At 29.3% G+C, this 23,723-nt stretch carries 19 protein-coding genes and 1 pseudogene; 11 read left to right on the top strand and 9 right to left on the bottom strand.

Going from position 1 to position 23,723, the window contains the following annotated elements:
* Positions 1-77: 77 nt before the first annotated feature.
* The 6 genes from trmB to MDIS_RS02230 form a co-directional block, all read right to left on the bottom strand.
* On the bottom strand, positions 78-683 hold the full coding sequence (gene trmB, locus MDIS_RS02255; protein WP_044635462.1) for a tRNA (guanosine(46)-N7)-methyltransferase TrmB: 606 nt from the start codon (positions 681-683) through the stop codon (positions 78-80).
* 21 nt (positions 684-704) lie between these two features.
* Entirely contained in the window at positions 705-1,487 is a 783-nt protein-coding gene (locus tag MDIS_RS02250) for a hypothetical protein (RefSeq protein WP_044635461.1), read from the bottom strand.
* A gap of 142 nt (positions 1,488-1,629) precedes the next feature.
* Positions 1,630-2,571, bottom strand: coding sequence for an aromatic motif membrane protein (locus MDIS_RS02245; RefSeq protein ID WP_044635460.1), 942 nt, complete (start codon positions 2,569-2,571; stop codon positions 1,630-1,632).
* Entirely contained in the window at positions 2,558-4,714 is a 2,157-nt protein-coding gene (locus tag MDIS_RS02240) for an aromatic motif membrane protein (RefSeq protein ID WP_044635459.1), read from the bottom strand. Before MDIS_RS02240 ends, MDIS_RS02245 begins: the two co-directional genes overlap by 14 nt.
* Complete coding sequence (locus MDIS_RS02235) at positions 4,714-5,430, bottom strand: ABC transporter ATP-binding protein (protein ID WP_044635458.1); 717 nt, start codon at positions 5,428-5,430, stop codon at positions 4,714-4,716. Before MDIS_RS02235 ends, MDIS_RS02240 begins: the two co-directional genes overlap by 1 nt.
* Complete coding sequence (locus MDIS_RS02230) at positions 5,430-6,977, bottom strand: ABC transporter permease (RefSeq protein ID WP_240532171.1); 1,548 nt, start codon at positions 6,975-6,977, stop codon at positions 5,430-5,432. Before MDIS_RS02230 ends, MDIS_RS02235 begins: the two co-directional genes overlap by 1 nt.
* Before the next feature lie 381 nt (positions 6,978-7,358).
* Between MDIS_RS02230 and MDIS_RS02225 the strand changes: the two genes are divergently transcribed.
* The 4 genes from MDIS_RS02225 to MDIS_RS02210 all read left to right on the top strand — a co-directional run bounded on the left by MDIS_RS02225 (position 7,359) and on the right by MDIS_RS02210 (position 11,788).
* The gene (locus MDIS_RS02225; protein ID WP_044635456.1) at positions 7,359-8,276 is read left to right on the top strand and encodes a lactate/malate family dehydrogenase; all 918 of its coding nucleotides are present in this window, start codon (positions 7,359-7,361) and stop codon (positions 8,274-8,276) included.
* 112 nt (positions 8,277-8,388) lie between these two features.
* Complete coding sequence (gene ptsP / locus MDIS_RS02220; RefSeq protein ID WP_044635455.1) at positions 8,389-10,125, top strand: phosphoenolpyruvate--protein phosphotransferase; 1,737 nt, start codon at positions 8,389-8,391, stop codon at positions 10,123-10,125.
* 197 nt (positions 10,126-10,322) lie between these two features.
* Positions 10,323-11,063 (top strand): NAD(+) synthase, encoded by a 741-nt coding sequence (gene nadE, locus MDIS_RS02215; protein ID WP_044635454.1) that lies wholly within the window; start codon positions 10,323-10,325, stop codon positions 11,061-11,063.
* Positions 11,063-11,788 (top strand): YebC/PmpR family DNA-binding transcriptional regulator, encoded by a 726-nt coding sequence (locus tag MDIS_RS02210; RefSeq protein ID WP_044635453.1) that lies wholly within the window; start codon positions 11,063-11,065, stop codon positions 11,786-11,788. Before nadE ends, MDIS_RS02210 begins: the two co-directional genes overlap by 1 nt.
* A gap of 448 nt (positions 11,789-12,236) precedes the next feature.
* Here MDIS_RS02210 and MDIS_RS02205 read toward each other — a convergent pair whose 3' ends face one another.
* Positions 12,237-12,479 (bottom strand): hypothetical protein, encoded by a 243-nt coding sequence (locus tag MDIS_RS02205; RefSeq protein ID WP_044635452.1) that lies wholly within the window; start codon positions 12,477-12,479, stop codon positions 12,237-12,239.
* A gap of 627 nt (positions 12,480-13,106) precedes the next feature.
* Between MDIS_RS02205 and MDIS_RS02195 the strand changes: the two genes are divergently transcribed.
* The gene (locus MDIS_RS02195; protein ID WP_044635450.1) at positions 13,107-13,583 is read left to right on the top strand and encodes a hypothetical protein; all 477 of its coding nucleotides are present in this window, start codon (positions 13,107-13,109) and stop codon (positions 13,581-13,583) included.
* Positions 13,584-13,675: 92 nt separating this feature from the next.
* Complete coding sequence (locus tag MDIS_RS04380) at positions 13,676-14,269, top strand: hypothetical protein (RefSeq protein ID WP_232034193.1); 594 nt, start codon at positions 13,676-13,678, stop codon at positions 14,267-14,269.
* 893 nt (positions 14,270-15,162) lie between these two features.
* Here MDIS_RS04380 and MDIS_RS02185 read toward each other — a convergent pair.
* Positions 15,163-15,807 carry a hypothetical protein gene (locus MDIS_RS02185; protein WP_044635449.1) on the bottom strand — a complete coding sequence of 215 codons (645 nt, stop codon included), beginning with the start codon at positions 15,805-15,807 and terminating at the stop codon, positions 15,163-15,165.
* A gap of 138 nt (positions 15,808-15,945) precedes the next feature.
* Positions 15,946-16,053 (bottom strand): annotated as a pseudogene (locus tag MDIS_RS04555) (transposase); the annotation flags it as partial.
* 524 nt (positions 16,054-16,577) lie between these two features.
* On the opposite strand from MDIS_RS04555, the gene secA reads away from it, so the two are divergent.
* The 5 genes from secA (at position 16,578) to upp (ending at position 23,722) form a co-directional block, all read left to right on the top strand.
* Positions 16,578-19,631, top strand: coding sequence for a preprotein translocase subunit SecA (gene secA / locus MDIS_RS02180; RefSeq protein ID WP_044635448.1), 3,054 nt, complete (start codon positions 16,578-16,580; stop codon positions 19,629-19,631).
* 688 nt (positions 19,632-20,319) lie between these two features.
* The gene (gene deoD, locus MDIS_RS02170) at positions 20,320-21,018 is read left to right on the top strand and encodes a purine-nucleoside phosphorylase (RefSeq protein WP_044635446.1); all 699 of its coding nucleotides are present in this window, start codon (positions 20,320-20,322) and stop codon (positions 21,016-21,018) included.
* A 2-nt stretch (positions 21,019-21,020) separates the two neighbouring features.
* Complete coding sequence (locus MDIS_RS02165; RefSeq protein WP_044635445.1) at positions 21,021-22,304, top strand: thymidine phosphorylase; 1,284 nt, start codon at positions 21,021-21,023, stop codon at positions 22,302-22,304.
* A gap of 51 nt (positions 22,305-22,355) precedes the next feature.
* On the top strand, positions 22,356-23,021 hold the full coding sequence (gene deoC / locus MDIS_RS02160; RefSeq protein WP_044635444.1) for a deoxyribose-phosphate aldolase: 666 nt from the start codon (positions 22,356-22,358) through the stop codon (positions 23,019-23,021).
* A gap of 86 nt (positions 23,022-23,107) precedes the next feature.
* Complete coding sequence (gene upp / locus MDIS_RS02155) at positions 23,108-23,722, top strand: uracil phosphoribosyltransferase (RefSeq protein ID WP_044635443.1); 615 nt, start codon at positions 23,108-23,110, stop codon at positions 23,720-23,722.
* Position 23,723: the final 1 nt, after the last annotated feature.

The raw sequence follows: 23,723 nt of genomic DNA, 5'->3' as shown, positions 1-23,723 counted from the left end.
ACATTAATTTCGCAAAAACATATAACAATATTGCTAAAAAATTAAGAAATTTAAACCTGTATTTTCAAAAATATAGGTTAACTAAAAACGGCTTCAAGATAATGAATTTTATAATTTAAACTTACTCATTTTTCTTCGTAAGCAGTCATTATGTTTCTAACACGAACAGGGGATGCAACTAAATCGTTAGTTTGGTAAGTGATTTTTCAGCCATTTTTAACTAACGACTCAATCGAGAATTCAAAAAACTTTAAATTATCAGTTTTTAGTTTCAAAACACCGTTTTCATTTAGCATTTTAGCATAAATGTCAAGGAAAAATTTATATGTTAAACGCCGTTTGTAATGCTTTTTTTTGGGTCAGGGATCTGGAAAAGTGAGTCAAATCTCCTTTGTTTTTCCATTAATTCAAGATAGTAAATCTTTTGCATCACAAATTAAAATAAAAAAGTTCTCTAAATTATAATTTTTAACATATTTTAACGATTTAACAGCGGCAGAAGCAAACTTTTCAACACCCAAAAATTTATTTTCCGGATTTTGAAAAGCCAATTTTGTAATCATCTGACCTTTACCCATCCCGATTTCAATTATTCAAGAATCATCAATATTTAACGGTGTTTTCACAAGTAAATTGTGACTTTGAATTCTTTCAAGCGCGTCTGGAATGTTTCTTAGTCGCATGTTAAAAAGGCGTTTTACAAATTAACTATGGCAAGTTGCATCGTGTTGCCCACGAAGTTCAAAATGCTCATCAACGATACCGCTTTCGATTTCTTGAATTGTAAATGTAGTGTGGTGAATGTGTTTTAAAGTATTGAAGTTAACTGGAATTTCCACTTCTTGAACAGTTTGTAACTGACTAATTTGAACTTCTTCAGCATTAACCATTTCAATTTGACGGGCAATATCTAAATTTTCTTCGAAATTTACAACCGGAATCGGTTCAGGTTCAACAATCGGTTCAGGTTCAAAGTAAACTGGTTCAATGATTGGCTCAGGTTCGATTGGCTCAACTTGTAATTCTAATGTTTCAGGTTCAACAATCGGTTCAGGTTCAACTGGTAAAACCGGAACCGGTTCTTCTTCAATAGGTTCGTCAAATTCGGCTTCTAAATCAGGGTTTTCTTCTACATCTGTTCCTCAATGGAAGATTTTAACACCTTTTCCGTCACGGAGATCAGCGGTGAAAATCATAATCAAAGTTATGATATTTCAAAGCAAAGAAACACCGAGAACCACCGCTCCGGTAACTGTTAGGATGAAAACATCGTTTTTAATTTCTTCTTGGGCGCTTGATCCTAAATACATCATTTGCGAAATGAAAATCATTAAAAGACCAACAATTGTAAAAGTGAATCTAATTATTGCTAAACTGATTCTACCTAAATACCAAAAACCAAATCCGAACAATCCAAGAAATAATTCATTGTAAAACGCATCACTTTGCAGAAGACCGTCTTTCCTTTTCTTGTCTAAATATGGCATTTTTTCTCCTTTTTTCAATAAAAATAGATAATTTTTACTTTTCTTGAAAGAATCTAAAAATCAATTTTACCTATCGATATGAAATTATACATTAAATTTAAAAAAGTAATAAAAAAATCAAATATTTTTTTAGATTTTTTTTCTAATTTTTTTGAAAATCAACCAAAGTGTAGTAAAAGACGTTTCCGCCTTGATTTTCTTCGAAAATCGATTTTTCAACAAGCGAAATATTAACCCCAGAAATTCCGTTTCGATAGTTCGAAACAATTCGCGCATATTCTTGCAAAGGAAACTTTTCACTTGTTTTGTTTGCAAATTTAGGATAAATTTGTATTCACGGGTTTAAACTAATTTTTGAATTTATTAATTTTTGATTTTTAAACTCTTTTTTAAGATTCAAGGAAAAAATAAAATTTTCTTCATTTAGTAAAAAAATTTGGTAATTTTTTGTTTGAACACCAGTTTCATCGTTTTTTTCTGTTAAAGATTTAACAATCGCAATATCAATAAATTTATTCGACTTTGGTCGGTAAAAGCTATTTTTTAGTGCTTCATTTTTTAAATTAATGTTTAATTCTTCGTGTTGCTGTTGAAACTGGTCAATTTCGGCAAGCCCACGAACAAAAACGGCTGATTCAAGATTTGCAAGTAGTCAAAGTCAATTATTGTCAAATAAATCATTAAAGGATTTTTTTGCTTTTTCAAACAAAACAGGATTTGAATTACTCTCACCAAAACCACCAATAATCGAATCGCTTGGTCAAGAATTTATCGTATTATAAAAGCTGAATCGGAAGGATAAATCTTGTCTGTATTGTTCGGTGTCAATTGCTAAAGTGCGACTAATCAATTGTTTTTTTGAGTCTTGGTCATCATAAACTTTGTCTAGCAATTGTGAAATGTTACTATTTTGAAAAAAAGGTTGAACTATTTTTTTGTCTTGTGGGGAAATTATACCAAATTTTTGGTATTTTTTTTGAAAAGATTGTAAAGAATTTCCTTGACTGCCACAGCTAATCAAAAAAACACTAACTAAAAAGGGCGCAAAACTACTAAAAATTAGCTTTTTTCTACTTTTTTTCATCTTTTTCCTTAAATGTTTCGCTAAAAATCATTTGTGCTGGTAAATTATAGCGAAACTTTTTAACAAAATCGTTTTCAAAATCTAAATAACTTTCTTGGGATGCATGATATAAAGCCTGGTGGAAAATTTCTGTAAGAATTTTTACCGAAATTTTATTTTTTGTTTTTGGAAAATGATAAACAAAAGGGTTCAAAGTTACTTTTGCCTTTGGAGTAGAAGTGTCAATTCTTAGGTTAATTAACGTGTTTTGCTTTAAAATGTAAAGATCTTTATAAGTGCTAGCAACTAAAGAAGTATCACCTTCAGAAATTGACTCAAGAAGCTTATTTGCATAAAAAAATGGTTCAGTTAGAGGTTCTTGTTTTGCAATAAGTTCTTTAAATTCTGGCGTGTGTGCAACTTTTACATTACCATTTTCATCGAATTGATCGGGAAATGAATACCAATTATGAAAACTGAGTTTAATTTTATCTAGTCTTTCAAGGATAAATAGTCAATTTTGGCTAACAAAATTTTGATATTCTTGCAAAATTTGTTCAGAATTTTCGCCATTTTGGTTTAAATTAGTTAATTTTTGCTGAATTAATTTTCATTGGTTTTCAAGTTTTTCAATATTTTCTTTGGTGTGAAAATTGTTTAAAAAAGCAACTTTTTCTTTTTCGTTGTTTTTTCAGATTGTTTTGAAGATATACTCATAAACTTTTCGGTTGTTAAATTCTTCAATAGTTTCATTTTTTTCCTTAATTTCAAGGTTTTTATCAATAAAACTGGAATATTTATTTAAAAAGTTCGATTTAACTGGGCTTTCTTGAACAACTTTTTCGTCTTTTTTATCAGATTTTTGTAAATCAATTGAAAATAAACTATATTTGTAAAATTTAAAAGGTGATTGAAAATCGGAAATATCAGAAGTGATATTAGTAAAAAAGTTAGATTTTGTAAGTTCATTTTTCTCAAGCGAAATTTGCTTTTTCACATTTTCTTCAAGATTTGCAAGATCAGATTGGTATTTTTTTTCTAAATTTGCAAGATCAGATTTTGCTTCTGTTTCTTGATCAGTGTTCGATTTTTCCGAATTTACTTGTTCAGAATCAGACCGATCTTGGCTAGATTCGGTCGAATTTTCTTGGTTTTTTGAATCAGAATCGTTTGAATTATCTGAATTATTTGAATCAGAATTTTCAACTTCTTCATCTTGAAAGTTTGTGGTTTTTACTGTTTCACTAACAAAAGCAGATCTACCACGCAATGTTTTTTCTAAAAATTTTCGTTGAGCTTCAGAACACTTGTCTAGGTTTTCGATAGTACAATCGTTGCTTTCATCCTCATCTTCATCATCAGAGTCCGAATTGCTGATTTTATTTTCTAGTTGCTTTTTTTTCTCTTCAAATTGGTCTTTGAGATTCTCTCTTGCTTCTTCTAATTTCTTTTTAAAATAATTTTCTTCTTTGTTTTTGATCCAGTTTTCAATGCTATTTACAAATAAAAATTTATCAGGAATTTCTTCGTTAAGATAAAATAAATTATAGTCAAGTTTGGTTTTAAGTTCTGATTTTGTACCAAAAACAGTGAACCTTAAAAATTTGTTTTTATCAAAAATTAAATAATATACGGTGTTTTTTTCAAATTGATCTTGTTCACGATCAATTTTGATAAAATCAAAATTCGTATTAAGAATTTTGATTGTCTTATTTTTGAGTTTTTCGGCTTCAATTTCATTTGGCGTTTTTACAAAACGCGTTAAATAAGGGTTGAAAATAAACGATAATTTATCGATATTTTCTAGCAAAAACAGCCAGTTTTTTGCTAAATACGAATGAATTGTATAATTTGAATTTAGTCTTGTATCATAATATTGATCGTTTGAAAAGTTAAAATATGGTCTTGCAAAAATTAGTGAATATTTCAATTCGCTTGTGATTTTTGAAGAATTTTGGTTGATTTGGTTGGAAATATAATCTTGTTTTTGACTTTCGTTATTGGCAAAAACTGAATCAACAAATTCTTGAAATTTTTGATTTTTTAATAGCGATTTATTTTCATTTTTTGGATTATGTTCGTAAAATTTATAAATGCTACTACAAGAAATAAGTGCAAAAAATGGAGAAGTTGTTAGTAAAAATAAGGAAATTTTCTTTAACATTAGCGAGTTTTTCCACCATTTATTATATATTTTTGGTACATTTTTTGCAAACTTTCCGTTTTTTGTCCACAATAGTAAATTTCACCTTTGTTTATTAGAGTTAAACTATCAATTAAGGAATCAATTTCGTGTAAATTATGGCTTGAAAGAAAAACTGTTTTTCCCTGTCTTTGAAGAATTTTAATGATTGCAAGAAATTCATTTCGGGCTGAAGGGTCAAGATTTGAAAAAGGTTCATCGAAAATAATTAATTCAGGATCATGAATTAAAGACTGAATTAACATAATTTTTCGTTTTTGCCCTGATGAAAAATTAAAAGGTTTTAACTTTGCTAAATTTTCAATTCTCAAAAATTTAAAATAATAGTCAATTTTTTTCTTGACCAACTCTGGTTTCATACCTGATAACAATCCAAATTCGTATAAAAATTCGTAAGAATTTAGTTCGCGTGGGAAAAAAGAATTTTCGGGCACATAACCAATAAATTTTTTTGCCTTCGGCAACTTATTAGAAAAATTATTTATCATAATTGTTCCAGAAAATTTTTGATATGCATCAACGATGCATTTAATTACAGTTGTTTTTCCCGCACCATTTTCACCAATAAAGGCGTGAATTTGATTTTTTTTAACTTTAAAGTTAACATTTTTCACACCATTTTCTGATTTTGGATAAATTTTTGTCAAATTATTAACTTCTAAAATTCAATCAGCCATTATTTATAGTCCTTTCTTGAATAAATACGGAAAATAAAATAAACCAAAACTGTAGAAATTAGAACTCAAATTGCAGGGTAAAAATTTTTTGAAACTACCTTATAATTACTTTTAATTTCCATCATTTGTAAAACTGGTTGGAATAAGAAATTATTGCTTTTTGTCAAATTAAAACGTTTAATAACTTTGTTTTCAACAACTCTTTGCTCGGCACTAAACGAAGAAAAGCCACCAATTTGGTAATTTTGTTGATCAATTTTGACAAAAATTGATCCAGGGTCAAAGTTATTTTTTTCATTTTGTAAAAAACTGTCAAGAATTTCGCTGTTCTGTTTATTAAAATAAAGTCAATAAATTAGCGCCGTTGCCAGATAGACTTTCTTTTGAACTTGATTTTCAACTTTATTTATATCAGGTTTTTTTGCAAGAACGGTTGTATTTTCATCGTTTAGTTCTAAAAGTTCTTTATCAGTGGAAATTGTCTTTGAAATTTCCGCAAGAATTTCCTTTTGTGTCGTTTTTTCTGTGAATTTTGCAAAAAATTTTCGCGCATATTTATTAAAAGGTTGCGAAGATAACATCTCTTTTATTAAATTTCATTTTAATTTACCCACAAGATCGGAAGTTAGTCCAAAAGTTTGCGAATCCTGGGGTAAAATTTTTGCAAAATTAGATGCATTTTCGTTTGCATAGATTATTTCACGGTTTTCTAGATTTTCAAAATGCGAGTCATTTTTTAGTCCGCCAGGAACTAAAAATACTTCTTGACCATTTGAAAGTTTGTATTTTTTTAGACTTGGTGTTGTTGAGAGAAAATAACTGTTCTTTTTTGAAGCTAAATTGTTTGAATAAACATAATTTTTTAAAAAAGTTTCCTGAACACCGACAGCATTCTGAATTGCATCGCGATCATTTGGTTCAAAAACATTAATTAATTGATAAGGAATTAACAAATATGAAGCCGCCTGTCAAACTTGTGCCGCTGCCGAACTATCGTTTCAGGCTTGTTGAATATATTCAATTTGTCTTTTGGAGAAATTCGGATTATCAATTTGTTTGGGAATAATGAAAAATTGGTCTTTTTTATTATTTAAGTAAAATTTTTCGACATCAACGATTGTATTTGAATCATAGCCATTATGTTCTAAATTTAGAATTTCGGCAAAACGGTTAATTGTTGAAGTTGAACTAAAAGCCGAACTAGAACCAATTAAAATAAAGGGTGAAAATGAAAAAATTGCAATTGAAAGCGATAATTTTGAACTAAATTTATGACTAACAAGGGCGGTAAGTGAGCCGAAAATCAAAAATGAGAAAAAAGACGATAAAAATCCTCATAACAAAGGCGAGCGTACTTGATTAAAAAATGAATAATTAATCATGTAGAAGGTAATTAGGAGAAAATTGATAAAAATTGACCAAATAATGCCAAAAAATATTAAAAACAGAAGTTTTGTAACAATAAAATACTGGCGCGAATAGGGTTTAGTGAAACTAATTATATCAATACTTAAAGTTGATAAATCTTTAAAAATTGATAAAAACATATACGACGAAATAATGATTGTCAATGAAAGATTTATAAATAATACAATAAAAGAGAATAAACTGAAATTTTTTTCAGTTGCATAAAATCTTGCAATTAAAGCAAGCATTATTGTCGTTATAAATGAAAGGAATGCAAAAACGTAAATTGCCTTTTTTTTAAAGCTCAATCTAAACAGAAATTTAAAATAATGATTAGATTTAAATATATTTGTTCTGACTTGTAACAAAGTCAACCTCTTCTACTTTTCTAATTAAATTCGGTATAATTTTATGTGAATAATTAGAAAATTTTACTTTTTAAGCAAAAATAATTGATATTTAAAAGTATAATTATAATACAAATTATTAAAAAATTTCTATTTTTGTAAAGGGAAAATTTTATGATAATTGGTTTTATCGGAATAACAAACACTAGTATAAATTTAATTTCCAACTTAATTTTGGCTAATACTAATGTTGATTTTTTTATAGTTGACAATAATTATTCACGTATAAATCAAATAATCGATGAATTTAGAAGTTTAATTGACTTTGGAAACTATCAAAATAAAATAAGTTTTGAAGATTATCAAAGTTTAGAAAAAGCTGATATTTTAATTATCGATCCAAACCAAAATTTAGTTCCTGGAATGAGTTTAGCCGATCTTGGGATTGAAAACGCTGATGCGATGTATAAAATTAGTTATTTAGTGCGCCAATCAAATTTTAACGGTATTTCTTTTATTCTTGGCTATCCCAATGCAATTTTATGTAAAATTTTTAGTTCAGCATCTGGTCTTGTTCCTAAAAAAGTGTTTGGATTAGGTAATATTCTTGAAAATATTCATTTTAATTCGCTATTTAAAAAGTTAGAATTAGGCGACAATTTTGGTGATGAATTTTTTATTCTTGGTGATTTAGGTCATAACTTTTTGGTTAGCAAAAAATTTCAAGTGAAAAATTTAGACGAAGAAAAGATTGGTATAGTTAATAAATTTCTTGAAGGCATAAATCAGTCTAGTATCGAAAAAACTATTAGAAAAACGGCAGAACACTGACTTATTGCATCCGTTTTAACCGAAATTTTTTTAGATATTTTTAACGAAAAGCAAAACTTTTTCCTTCTAAATTCTTGAGTAGAATCTTTTTACCATCTTAAAAATGATTTTTTTTCACTTCCTGTAAAAATTAGTCTTTCAGGGCAAATTGAAACTAAAAATATTCAGTTAAACGAAAACGATCAGCAAAAATTTCTACAATTTATTTGAAAAAAAAACGATTTAAATAATTTGATCAATAAATATTTGAATATTAAGTAATTTAGTTGATAAATTTTAAAAAAGAAGTATATTTTTTACTAGTTTTTTCAATAAAATAATTTATAATTATTTTCTGTACTTCTTTTATTTCTTAGAATGTGGAGGGCGAATAATGTCAAAACTTTTATCTTATAAATTCAAAGGAATTGGTGCTTCAAGTGGAATTTCTATTGCAAAAGTTTTTAAACTTGTTGAACAAAAAATTGAAATTAGCGATGCAAAAATTAATGACATCGACGGTGAAATCGCATCTTTTCGTGACGGAGTTAGAAAATCTGTTGCCCAAATTGAAAAAATTAAAAAATTAGCAACTAAATTAGCAAAAGATGAACTCGAAATTCTTGATGCCCATATTTTAATTGCAACCGACCCCGCTTTAGAAGATGATACAATAAATCTTATCAAAGAAGGTTATTCTGCTGCTTATTCTCTAAAAGAAACTGCAAAAAAACACACTAATTTCTTGCTCGAAACTGGGGATGAATATCTAATGGCGCGTGCGACTGACATCAAAGATGCTTCGCAAAGAATAATTAAAAATATCCTTAATTTACACATTTTAGATCTTAGCGCAATCGATAGCGATGTAATAATTGTCGCTGATGACTTAAAACCTTCTGATACTGCCCAGTTAAACGAATTTGTCAAAGGTTTTGCAACTAACATCGGCTCAAAAACATCGCATTCGGCAATTATGGCACGAAGTTTGGAAATTCCAGCAATTTTAGGAATTGGCGATATTCTCGAAAAAGTTAAATCTGGTGATATTCTCGCAATTAACGGCGATCTTGGTCAAGGAATAATCAACCCTAGTGAAGAAGAAATAAAAGAATTTCAAGCCCAAAAAGAAAAATATGAAAACGAAAAAGCAAAACTCCAAGAATTTCTGTTTAAAGAATCAAAAAGCTTTGACGGTAGAAAAGTCGTAATTGCCGCTAATATTGGTTCAGTCGATGATTCTTTTGCCGCTAAAAAAGTGAATGCCGATGAAATCGGACTTTTCCGTTCTGAATTTCTTTATATGGACAACCAAAACTGACCAAGTGAAGATGAACAATTTTTTAGTTACAAAAGTGTCCTTGAAAGTCAAAATCCAAAAAAAGTAGTTGTTAGAACGCTCGATATTGGTGGTGATAAAACTTTAAAATATTTTGATTTTGCCAAAGAAATGAACCCTTTTTTAGGATATCGTGCAATTCGACTCTCACTTGATAAGGTTGAAATTTTTAAAACCCAACTTCGTGCGTTAGTTCGTGCTTCCGAATTTGGAAATTTAGCAATTATGTTCCCGATGGTTGCAACTCTTGATGAATTTTTTCAGGCAAAAGGAATTTTTGAAGAAGTTTATCACGAAGTAAGTGCAAAAAATCCGAATGTTGCCAAACGCGAAAAAATCAAAATCGGAATTATGATCGAAATTCCGATTTCAGCAATTCTTGCTGATAAATTTGCACAGCACGTTGATTTTTTCTCAATTGGTACTAACGATTTAATTCAGTACTCATTCGCCGCTGACCGAATGAACGAAAAAGTTGCTTATTTATACCAAACTTTAAATCCTGGGCTGCTAAAACTTATTAAAATGACAATTGATGCCGCTCACAAACAGGGAAAATGAGTCGGAATGTGTGGTGAAATGGCTGGTGATATTAACGCGGTGCCGCTGCTTTTAGGTTTAGGACTTGATGAATTTTCCGTTTCTGCAAGTAGTGTTTTAAAAGTTAAAAAATTAATTTCCGAACTAAATTATCAGGAAATGCAAGAAGTTGCGCAAAAAACACTTGAACTAGCAACTGAATCTGAAGTGATAAAATATCTTGAATCAATCAATTTAATTCGTCATAATTAAAAATAGTTCTTCGAAATTATTCTATAAATTTATAGAATAATTTCGAATAAATTTAGAAAAATAACTAAAACCTAAAAATTTAAATTTATTTATTAAAATTTTTAGGTTTTTTCTTTTTTTTAGACATTTATATATTTGCTATTTTTTTATAAAGTAAAAAAATAGTTTTGTGCTACAATTTTGAAAGATTTACCATTATGAAAAGAAAACAGGATTTAAAAAATTATTTTGACTACCTTGTTGATTGAATTAGGCAAGAGGTAAAAAAAGCGAATAAAAAAGGTGTTATTTTTGGAATTTCTGGTGGGATCGACTCAGCTTTAGTTGCAGTTTTAGCGCAAAAAGCCTTTCCTGAATCACATTTAGGTTTGATAATGCCAATTCGTGATATGGAAAGTGATAAAGTTGATATTATTGAATTAGTTGAAAAATTTAATCTTAAAACAAAAGAAATTGATTTAAAAATAGCTTTTGAGACTCTAAAAAATGTTTTTAATCTAGAAAATCACTTAGCAAATTCTAACATTCAACCGCGTTTACGAATGATCAGTTTGTACGCTTTTGCTCAAGAGTTTGACTATTTAGTTCTCGGAACCGATAATTTTTCAGAAATGTATCTTGGTTATTTTACAAAATACGGAGATGGTGGTGTCGATTTATTGCCAATTGTCAATCTAACAAAAATGCAAGTCTATGAAATTGCGGCAGAAATTGGTATTCCTGAGTCGATTATTAAGAAGAAACCAACCGCAAACCTTTGAGACAATCAAAGCGACGAAGACGAAATGGGTTTTAGCTACAAAGAATTAGACCTTTTTTTTCAAAACCCAAATTTAGTAGCAAAAGAAGTTGCTAAAAAAATAACTAATTTACATAATTCAAGCAAACACAAAAGAGATGTAATTCCACAACCTTTAAAAAAATTGGGAGAAATTTAATGGCAGGACATTCGAAATGGGCAAATATTAAACACCGTAAAGGTGCCCAAGATGCAATAAAAGCAAAGATTTTTAATAAATTTTCTAAAGAAATTATGGTCGCTGTTGCAAAAGGTGGTTCTGATCCTAATTCAAATCCAGCATTAAGACTTATCATCTCAAAAGCTCGCGCCAAATCGATGCCAAAATCAAATATCGAAAAGGCGATTGCAAAAGGCGAAGGTTCAACTAATGACGGTGAAAATTTTAAAGAAATAATTTATTCAGGAACTTTAGCACACGGAATTAGTGTTATTGTTGTAATTTTAACTGATAATACCAACCGTGCAATTTCATCTTTGCAGGCACTTTTTCGCCGTGCAAACGGCCAAATTGGTAAACAAAATTCAATTCCTTACTTATTCGAACAAAAAGGTTATTTAGAAATTGAAAAAGCAAACCTAAACGAAGATGAACTAATGCTTTTCGCCCTTGAAAATGGCGCTGATGATTTCCAAAGCGATGAAGAAAATTTCCTAATTTATTGTGAACCACGGAAAATTAACGAATTAAAAAGTGAAATTGAAAAAAAATATAATCCCAATTTTAGCGCTGTTGAAATTAGTTATTTCCCTGATACTTGAGTTGAATTAGACCAAGAAACAACTGAAAAAATATCAAACCAAATTGATAATTTTCTTGATGATGAAGATATTCAAAATGTCTATCATAATTTAAAATTCTAATTTTTAAATTAGTTAAATTTAGAAATTAGAATTTTAAATTACAAAAGTATGTGCTATAAATTAAACAAAAGTGAAAAAAATTAATAAAAACTAATTTGGGTAATATTTTTTTAAATCTCGTTTATTAATTTTTTCAAACTTAATATCAAACCAGATAAAAAAACAAACTTTCACTAGAGTTTCTCTCCATTTTTTCTCGGAAACTTCGAATTAATTCTAAACTATTATCAAGATTGTTTCTATCAAACCATTCTAACATAAACTTAAATTCTTGGTCTTTAATTTTTTCTATTAAATCTCTACGTCCCTTTTGATTTAAGCCGTTTGCCAAATTATATCAATCAACTTTTACTGGTTTAACTAATTTTGGCTGTAAATTAATGTTATTTTGTTCTAATTTTTTATTATAATCATCTAAAATTAGTTTAGAATTCCAATTTTTTTGCCTTTATTTAAAAATATATCGACGTTTTTTAATGATTCATTCCGCAAAAGGAATGCTAACCTTTTTATCTAAATACTCATTCCATCCTTTGTTTATTATTTGTTTTAAAATAAGAATAAAACTTTTAGTCCTTTTTTCCCTGATAATTTCAGCTTTTTGCGTGAGTTTTTCATTATCTTCGCTTTTTGCGATAAAAACTTCACCAAATTTTGCATATTTTTCTTCAATATTCTCCTTACTTACCAAACGTGTTTTGAGATAATAATAAATTCTTTCATCTTTGTCATAAAAAATAATTATTGGATGCGGGTGAATTATCTATTCTAAACTATTAAAAATAAGTGAAGATTTTGGCATAAAAGGCGCTAATTTTCTAGCTACTTTTTCATTTATGCTAAATTTTCTCCCCATTATCCTAAATATTTTTTTCCTTTTGAAATACTTTTATTTATTTTTTGAAATTTTTGCAAAAAAATGACAAAAAATAAATAAAAGATTTTATTTTCTCCAAATTTTGTTAAATTTTTTATCGGTTTTGATAAACTCGCGTTTTATTTTCTATTTCCATTTTGACACCTTTGATTTTAATTTATTGAAAAAATTATACCACAAAAAGAAATAATAAAAAATGTTTTAAAAAATTCGAAAATTCCTAAAGTTCAAATTAAAATGTAATAAAAAAAGTGTTAAAACATTTTAGTATAGCAACTGAATTATTATCAAAAGTAGTTTAAACATAAAAATCTGTTTTAATTAACAAATAGCACAAAAATATGTATTAAAATTTATTACAGTAGATAGAAAAAAGTTAACAACTTTTTTTAGTTTTGTTTTTGTTAATTAAAATTTGCTCTAAAGGAAAAATAAATAAATATGCGAAGATCCTTGAAGTGAGTTTTATTGTTAGTTCCAATAGCGGTAGGATCAACTGGTGCTACAGTTTATTTGACTTCCCAAAACTCAATTTCTAATTTCAGCAAAAATAACACCAACCCTAAAAACGTTAGTGTCAAAACGCGGATAAATCCGCTTGCAAGTTCGCAAACTGAAGCAATTAATGACAAAACTGAAAATCTTGATAGTCAAAAACCAACAGTTGAAACAGTTGAAAAAACTATTACAGAAATTTTACCTAAAATAGCTGAAACAGCAAAAAATACGTCAGTTCAGAATCTAAAAAAATCAGTTTCACCAGCAGTTTTGTTAACGAAAAAACAAGACCACTTTTTACCAAAAGCTGAACAAAAACCAAAGAAAACAGCACAAATTCTAGTTCTTCCCGAAGACAGAAAAGCTCTTAAGTTGAAGGTAAAAATCTTGCAAACCAAGGCAAACAAGAGCAAAAAGTAGTTAAAGAACGGGAAAAAGTTGCAGTTGTTAATAAAGAAACCCCAAAAACTAATCAAAATCAAGTTAAAAATAACCCTTTAGTAGTTCAAAAATTGGTAATTGTTGAAAACAAAGAGGAAAAACCCCGAAAAAAGCGATCGAAAATAAAACACCAAATAATTTCTAGAGTTCTTGGAAATGTTGAAATAGCGCCAAAAACAGATAAGGCAGAAGAAACAATTCCGGTTGCAACAGTTGTCAAAGTTGTTGAAAATAGTCCGGAAGTAAATGTAAAAGAAAAAAGCGAAAAAGTTGTTGAAAAAGAATTAAAAACTATCCTAGAAAACCAAAGTCAAATTTCAGAAAAACAATCTGAAAACATAGCAACAATCGAAAAAGAACAGAAAATTTATTTAAAAAAACCTTTAAATGAAAATTCAGAAGTCAATGAAATAATTAGCAAGCCTAAAGTTTCTAATAAAAATTTACAGACACTTTCAGGTTTGGAAACTGGTGAACAAGTAGTTGGAAAAATTATTAAAGGTTTAGAAGAAGATTTAGAAACTCTAAAAAATCCACCAATTAATAACGAATCCGATGAAGTAAAAGCGGCTTGAAGAAAAGTAAAATACCGGATTTATAAATACCGTTTTACTAATCATACTCAGATGAAACTATTCAAGGAAAAATTTCAAAAAAAGCAATAACCGAAGCACAAGCAAAACACATTTTTGATTTTTGAGAAAATAATTACGCTGAATTCTATCCCAATATGGCTCGAAGTGATTACCAACGGAAGCAATGAAAAGAAGAAATAAAAAAAATTTTTAAACATAATTCCGACTCCAGAAGTTGGGCAATTTAATCGAACAACGGGAGGGCAAGTTTTCATTATCGATACCAACACCGAAAATGGTGATAGTGGTTGAGTTACAGCGCAATAAAATCACTACTAAAATATAAGTAAAGAGAGTTTTTACTTATAAAAAATATATTTGAAAACGAGAATGTCCTTTAAATAAATTTTGAGTTTATCGCTTATAATCGCAGGATCAGTCGGAACTGTGATTTATTTGATATTAAAAAGTGCAATTTTGAGTTTAAACAAAATAAATTTTAGGCGGAAAATTCAGTAAAAAATCTAATCTAAATCTAACCTATCTTTTCAGAAACTAGAAAAATTAAAAATTTATAATTCCTATATGATTCACAACAGCAATGCCGCGCCAGATTCGAAAAACCAAAAACAACTTGCAAACCTGGGTTTCCCAGTTTTGGTGGTATAATTAATTGTAAATATCAAAAAACACTAATAAATAAGGCTTTGTTTTAAAAAATAATAAGAAAAAAGTACTAACGTTTCATAACAATTATGATATAGTTATTTTAATAATAAAAATGTTAAAAAAGTTGTTCTTTTTTTAGTTTTGTAGTAAAAAACCTGATTTGTAAATGCATAATTGTCTCTGATCAAAAATAAAAAGCGACTAAAAATGCATTTTGTTAGCAAAATTTGACAAAAATCAGGGTTATAGGTCAAAAAAATTGTTATGAAATAACGTTAAGTTTTAAAAAGATCACCTAAATTGGGAGGTCTTTTTTAATTAAGCATTTGTAACTGGGAAATTCAGGAATAACTATTTTCAAAACTAAATTTGAAATGCTTTAGAAAATTGCCAAAACATTCATTAAATTTTTCTTTTATTTGTTCTTTCTTCTCATTACTTTCATTTTTGAGCTCTGTTAATGCGAAATATGGTTGAAAAATATCGTATATTTCTTGGATTTTATCCCTTTTAAAGTTGTAAAAATTGAAATTATTAAAGTTTTTTTCTTTATTATTAGGAAGAAACTCGTTATTATTAAGTTTTAGATAATATATCTCGGGAATAAAAAAATCATTTTTTGTAAACTCGATTTTATAGTTAATTTTTGCTATTATTGAAAACTGAAATTGTTTCTCAAATTTACTCTTGATCTCATCATTTTTAAAAATATTGATTTCATTTAAACGAAAAATCCCAAAAAAAAGACAAATAGTATTATTTTCGTTGTATTTTGGAAAAAGTTTTTTTAAAAATGTGTAAAAATCATCATCCTTGATTTCACCTTGTTTTACTAGTTCATCAAATTCTTTTTTTAAATTTACTGGTTTTAATTTTCCATTTTTATCAAATTTACCACTTGTTAATATTTCTAATGCCGTTCAGGCGTCCAAAATTTTTGTTTTTTTAATTTTATTCATAATTAAGTAGTCCTAATCCCATCTTTTATAACTGAAATTTTTGGGAATGTTTATAATTTTGTGTTTTAAATTTTTATGGATTTTTCAAATAGAAATCTAATTTAATTTTACATTATTTAGCCGATTTCTAATTGTTTTTTAATTAATGTGTCAATTTCTTGCCTGCCTTTGTCATTTTTCGGTTGCGTTTTGGAGTGTCAAATAAGTTATTTTTGAAAGATAATTCACACTTTGAATTCCTTCTTTAAGAGCGTTTCAGCAAATGTTTTAAACATATGCGAAATTTTGTTGTGAAAATCTTCTTTTTTAATTTTTTTATGATCGGCGTATTTGTTAACAATTTTTTCAGTTTCTAACTCAAATGGGGATATTTTTTTTGCTCTTTTTTCATATTTTAGTCCTTTATGATAAATTTTATCAAATTAGATTTACCTTAAGACACAAAATATTTAATATTCCGGTTTAAACCATATTTTTGTCATTCTAACTGGGAAACTCGGGTTAAACAAAAGCTAGTTTATAAATTTAAAATTTTTCAAATTTAAATCATTAAACAGCAATAATATTTGCTTTAAATTGAAATAGTTTTTAAGACCAACAAAAAAATTGCGAAAATTTTTTAAGAAAAAAGAAAATTTGGTAAAATTTACTAAACAAAGAAAAGATTCACAACTTTTAGTCAACTGAAAATTTTGTGGTAAAATTTTAACCTTGTAATTAAAAACATAATTAAATATGTTTAAAATACAATTAGAAAAATAATAAATGTAATGAAAAAACTAATTAGTTTCTTTAAAACTTCTTCGGAATTAAGACTTGCGTATCGGCTTTTAAAGCAGATCAATCAAAAACGTAGTTATTATGGTGCGATGACTGATTATGATCTTGCTAATCAAACTAATGTTCTTAAAAAAAGATTAGCAAATGGTGAGAAACTTAAAGATATTAGAGTCGATGCTTTTGCCGTCGCCCGCGAAGCAACCAAACGTGTTTTAGGAAAAACCCCTTATGATGTACAAATTCTTGGGGGTTTAATTCTTGATATGGGTTCGGTTGCCGAAATGAAAACTGGGGAAGGGAAAACAATCGCATCAATTCCACCTGTTTATCTCAACGCACTTTCAGGTCAAGGGGTAATTGTCTCAACTGTTAACGAATATCTTGCCGAACGTGATGCAACTGATAACGGAAAAGTTTATAATTTTTTAGGTCTTTCAGTTGGAATTAACAAAGCCGAAATGGATGCTGAAACGAAAAGGTTAATGTACAGAGCCGATATTACTTATTCAATCCATTCAGAACTTGGTTTTGACTATTTACGTGATAATATGGTTTTTTCAGCAGCTGAAAAAGTGCAAAGGGGACTAAATTTTTGTCTAATCGATGAAATTGATTCAATTTTAATTGATGAAGCCAAAACTCCTCTAATAATTAGTGGTGGAAAAACTAACTCGCCAGCAGAATATTTATCGGCGAACCAATTTGTTAACACTCTCATAGATGAAGATTTTTATATCGACGAAGAAACTAAAGGGATCAAACTAAATGATAAAGGGATCGACAAAGCAAATGCTTTTTTTGGGTTAAGAAATTTATACGAAATTCAAAACTCCGAACTAGTTCATCGAATTCAGAATGCTCTTCGTGCAAATAAAGTAATGAAACGCGATGTCGAATACATCGTCCAGAACGGTAAAATCGAGTTAGTTGACCAATTTACTGGAAGAATTATGGCTGGTAGATCTTATTCTGAAGGTCTTCAGCAAGCGCTGCAGGCTAAAGAAAGAATCGATATTGAACCTGAGACAAAAACGCTTGCAACAATTACCTACCAAAATTTTTTCCGTCTTTTTAAAAAATTATCAGGGATGACTGGAACTGCCAAAACTGAAGAGCAAGAATTCATCGATGTTTATAATATGCGCGTGAATGTAATTCCGACAAACAAACCGTTGGTTCGTAAAGATGAAAAAGACGAAATTTTTGCCACAGTTCACCAAAAAAATCAGGCAATTATCGCTGAAGTCGAAAGAATTCATAAAACAGGTCAGCCAATTCTAATTGGAACCTCACAAGTTGTTGACTCCGAAACTCTCTCGGAAATGCTAAATCAAAAAGGACTTTATCACACAGTTCTAAATGCTAAACAAAACCAACTTGAAGCCGAAATTATCGCCAAAGCTGGAAGGAAAAACGCGATCACAATTGCTACGAATATGGCCGGAAGAGGAACTGATATTATTTTAGAACCTGGAGTAATTCAGCTTGGTGGGCTTTATATTCTCGGAACCGACAAAGCCGAATCACGACGGATTGACAATCAACTTCGCGGGCGTTCTGGACGTCAAGGTGATGTGGGAGTATCGCGCTTTTTTATCTCGCTTCAAGATCAACTTTTACGTCGTTTTTCTAATTTTGAACAAATTTTTGATGTTTATGGCCTAACAACTGGTCCAATCAAAGGAAAATATATCCACTCCGTTTTACTTGCCGCACAAAAGAAGATCGAAGGTTTTAACTTCGATATGCGTAAAACTGTGCTCAGTTATGACGATGTTATTCGGCAACAACGAGATTTAATTTACACCCAAAGAGATATTCTTCTCCAAATCGAAAATTTTGACCATTATATTCAAAAAATGATCATCAGAGCCGTTGACATCATTCTCGGTTATGATTTTATTCTCCTTCCAAACCAAGAAATTCATTATGCAAATTTGATAAATTATCTAAACGATAATTTATCAAGAATTACCCATTTTGACTTTGGGCAAGTCGGGATTGAAAATTATCCTTTTGAACAACTTAGTGAATTTTTAATTAAACAATTGGAAACTATTTATTTTGAACAAATTCAAACAGTTTTAAAAGAAAATTTAGGCGATACTTACTTTGAATCAGAACGTCATATTATTTTATCAACACTTGATAGTCAATGACAAAATCATATCGATACTATTGATAAATTAAGATCTTCAGCTAATTTAGTTCAATACTCACAGAAAAATCCTTACCAAATTTTTACTGAAGAAGCGACAAAAAAGTTCAACATTTTAGTTTCTGAATCAGCATATCAAGCAATAGTTGCGCTTTTTAACAATGCTAACGCCCAAAAAATGGAATACCACCAGGCGATTTTATCCGATGGTAGCGCAATTTCTTATCCAGCAAACACTCCTGAAGAATTAATTGAACAAATAATCGCTGCTAACGAAGAAAGAATTGCCGTTTTAAACCGAATCGAAGCAGAAAAACAACCTGAATTTATTGCAAAACAACTTGCTGATCTTGAAATTGAAATGGTTGACTCAGGTGAAGAATTTGAACTTTGGAAAATTGCAAATAATAAACTTGTCAATCTAAAAGCGGATATGCCACTTGATGAAAAACGTAACATTTTAGTAAAAATGAACGAAGAACAACTTGAGTTAATTAAAGAAAAACAAAAAAAAGAGCAAGAAGAACGACTGCAAGAAGAGCGATTAGATCAAGAAGAAGGCTTAGAAATTCAGTATTATAATAGTCTTGAAGAATTTTTAGACGAAGATGACGAAGACGAAGACGAAGAAGCAGATGGTAACACTGTCGAAAATCAGGAAGAAAATTTATCACATTCAACTGGCTTTATCGACCTTAAAAACGACCCCGATGCTTTCATCAAAATGTTTCGCCCTGAGAGTGAAAATACTCGGGATACTTCTATAAAAGAAGCTAGTCACAATCATAACACTGACACAAATCAAGAAAATAATTCTGAAAAAACGAATGAGACTGAAATAATAAATGATAAAAATTCAGAATTAGAAAATCAATCCAAAGATTAATTTTCGCCTTCCGTAGCAATATTAATAAAAAATGTGAAAAATTTTAAGAAAAAGGAAAAGTTGTGCTTTTTTCCCAAATTTTTCCATTTTACTTTGTTTTTTAAAAAATTATGGTAACATTCTACGGAAAGGATGAAATCAAAAGGATGTTAAAAAACGGTACATTTTTTCTCAACTGTGCAAAATTTAGTTTGCTTTTGGCATTTTTTGGTCTCATCGTGTCGATCTTTGAAAACTTTATTTACTATTTTTACTTGAGAAGTTTAAATTTTTTTAATTTTGTTGTGCTTAATGGTTTAAGTGTGCTTTTATTTTTTATTATTCTTTTTTTTGTTTTTCTGCCAAAAATTGCACCGATTTTTTGAAAAAATAGTTTGCTAAAAGACGTTAGATTCCAAAAGGATGTTTGCAATTTTTGACAGAAAAATAATAAAATTTATTTCATTTTAACAATTTTTACTTTTTTTACCTTAATAATTTTTAATTTATACAATTTAATCAGTTATGCCATTAGTTACTACAGTTTTGGCGTAGTTTTTGGTTGTTTTTTTAGTTTACTTGCACTTAAATTCCGAATTAGTGCTAACTGTTATAGCATTCAAAAGTAATATTAAACACTTTTCAGGGGAAAATTAACCACCAAAATGCTTTTTTATATTATAATTACTAGCACAATATAAGGAGAAATATGACAGCACATATTGAAGCTAAGAAAAACGAAATTTCACCAATTGTTCTAATGCCTGGCGATCCGTTACGGGCAGAGTTTATTGCTAAAAATTTTCTAAAAGACGCAAAATTAGTCTCAAAAGTCCGTAATAATTTTATTTTTACTGGTAAGTATAAAGGTAAAAAAGTAACAGTTGCTTCATCAGGGATGGGATCAGGATCGATTGGAATTTATGCTTATGAATTGTTTAAGTTTTATAATGTTGAAAAAATAATTCGTATCGGGTCAGCGGGATCTTATGATAAAAATCTTGAAATTTATGACCTTGTAATTGCTAATTCAGCTTGGTCAGATTCTTGCTCCTTTCCAGCACTTGTTAGCGGAAAACAAACACATTTAGCACAACCTGATCTTGAATTAGTTGCAAATTTATTTCATAGTGCGACAAAATTAAAGTTAAATCCGACTTATGCAAGAATTCATTCAACCGATGTTTTTTATTCAAGTCGTGAATTAGAAAAAACAATTTCCTCATCAAAGGCAAAAGCAGTTGAAATGGAATCATTTGCACTATTTACAATTGCAAGCCATTTAGGAAAGCAAGCAGCTTCAATTTTGACTATTTCTGATAATCTTATTACCAAATCCGAACTTGACCCGCTTGCAAGACAAGAAAAATTCGGCGAAATGATCAAAATTGCCCTTGGAGCGATTTAGCAATGAATTTATTCGAAATAATTGAAAAAAAAGCGCAAAAACAACGACTGAACGAAGAAGAAATTAACTTTATGATTAACGGTTTCATGAGCGGATTAATTGCCGATTACCAATTTTCTTCTTTTCTAATGGCAATTTTAATTAATGGACTTGATGATAATGAACTTTTTTATTTTACACGTGAAATTATTGCATCAGGAAAAACAATTAACCTTTCAAAAATTAACGGTGTTAAAATTGACAAACACTCAACTGGAGGAGTCGGTGATAAAATTTCGCTAATTATCGGACCAATTTTTGCCGCTCTTGGTTATAAAGTTGCGAAAATGTCTGGACGCGGACTCGGTTTTACTGGTGGCACAATTGATAAATTAGAATCAATTTCTGGTTTTCGCACACAATTAACTGAGGTTAGTTTTTTAGATCAAGTTCAACAAATTGGTCTTGCAATTACCGCTCAATCAAATGCGCTTGTTCCCGCTGATAAAAAAATTTACGCCCTACGCGATGTAACTGGAACCGTTTCTTCAATTCCCTTAATTGCAAGTTCAATAATGGCGAAAAAAATTGCCACTGGTGCTGATATAATTTTAATCGATGTCAAATGTGGAAGTGGCGCTTTTATGACCGAACTTTCGGGAGCAAAAAAATTAGCTAGCAAAATCAAAATGCTAGGAAAAAAATTTGGTAAAAAAACAATCGTAAAAATCACTAACATGGAAGCCCCGCTTGGAAAAATGATTGGTAACAAAAACGAAATTATCGAATCACTTTCAATTCTTCAAGGAAACCAATCCCAACTTAGCGATTTTGCTAGCGAATTAGTAGCTCAAACTTTATCTGAGGTTGAAAAAATTAAACTGGAAAAAGCTCGGGAAAAAGTCGCTAATATTATTGAATCTGGAATTCCAAGTGAAATTTTCCTGAAAATGGTTAGTTCTCAAGGCGGAAATCCAACGACAATTCAGTCTTCAAACTTTTGAATTCCCGCTTATAAAGAGGAAATTTTTGCTCCACAAAACGGTTATATTAAATGAGAAAACGCCTCAATTTTTGGGAAAATTGTTGCTTTTTTAGGTGGTGGACGCACTAAATTGAACCAAAAAATTGACTATGAAGCTGGAATTTCTCTTGAGGTTGAAACTGGAACTTATGTCCAAGAAGATCAACTAATTTTCACACTGTTTTCTTCAAATCCAATCGACCTTCAAAAAATTCAGGATCTAATTACTAAAACATTTTCGATTAATCCTGAACCTGAGTTCCAACAAATGTTTCTTAACTAAACTCATTAGTCTAAAAAAAAAAAAAAAAACTGTAAATTAAAAGGATGATTTATGAATTTTCGTGCTATAATTGATCATACACTTTTAAAACCACAGGCTACTTCAAGCGACATTAAAACTTTAATTAATGAAGCAAAAACTTATAATTTCGGTGCAATTTGCATTGCACCGATTTGAGTTAAATTTGCAAAAAAAGAACTAGCAAACACTAACATTAAAATTGTAACCGTCATCGGTTTTCCCTTAGGTAGTCAGATTAGCGCCGTTAAACAAAAAGAAGCTGCACTTGCAATCGCTCATGGCGCTGATGAAATTGATATGGTAATGAACATTGGTAAATTTAAAGAAAAAGACTTTCAATTTATCATTAACGAAATTAACCAAATCAAAAAAGAAATTGGTGATAAAATTCTCAAAGTTATTATCGAAACCGCACTTTTATCTGCAAACGAAATTGCTGATGCTACAAAAGTAATTAGTTCAACAAATGCTGATTTTATCAAAACCTCAACCGGATTTTCCTATCGTGGCGCAAGTGTTCAAGATCTTGAAATTATTAAAGCGAACAAAAATGAAAAATTAGCAATAAAAGCTGCTGGCGGAATTTCTAATCTAGCCGAAATGGAAACTTTTTATAATTTAGGCGCAACTCGTTTTGGAACTTCAAAATCAGTTAGCATTGTTAAAAATCTCGATGATAAAAAAGGTGGATATTAATTTTCTTTTTTTATGTTATAATTGTTTGAGATTTCAAATACTAAAAACTGGTTTTTTAAAACCAGTTTTTAAAGGAGTAAATTATTATGGAAATCAGAGTTACTCACCCTTTAATTGCTAGTGAAATTAGTAAAATAAGACAGAGGACAACGTTAATTGATTTCCGCGCTTCGATTAGAAAAATATCAACACTTTTAGCTTTTTCGGTTTTGGAAAAATTAACTACTGAAGAATTTCAGTCAATTTCCGTGTTAGATGAGAAATTTAGTGGCAAAAAAATTACAAACCAAGTTGTTTTTGTCCCTATTTTACGTGCAGGTTTTGGAATGGTTGAACCGTTTTTGGATTTATTACCTGATTCAAAAGTTGCACCTATTGGTCTAAAGCGAAATTTAGACCTTTCAATTCAGAATTACTTTCAAGATCTACCAAGTCCTGAATCTAATTCAGTTGCAATTATTCTTGATCCAATTTTAGCAACTGGAAATTCGCTAGTGAGTGCAATCGATTTACTTGTTGAAAAAGGCTTTAGAAAAATAATGGTTGCTACAATTCTAACAGTTCAGCAAGGTCTTGATAAAATCAAGGAAAAATACCCAGAAATACCGCTGTTTTTTTGTCAAAAAGATACAAAACTAAACAATAAAGGCTACATAATCCCAGGAATTGGCGATGCTGGCGATCGTTTCTTTGGCGATTAAA

This window comes from Mesomycoplasma dispar, from assembly GCF_000941075.1.
GTDB classification, from domain to species: domain Bacteria; phylum Bacillota_I; class Bacilli_A; order Mycoplasmatales; family Metamycoplasmataceae; genus Mesomycoplasma; species Mesomycoplasma dispar.
Note: the sequence above shows the minus strand (reverse complement) of the source record. Positions and strands in the feature narration are given on the sequence as shown.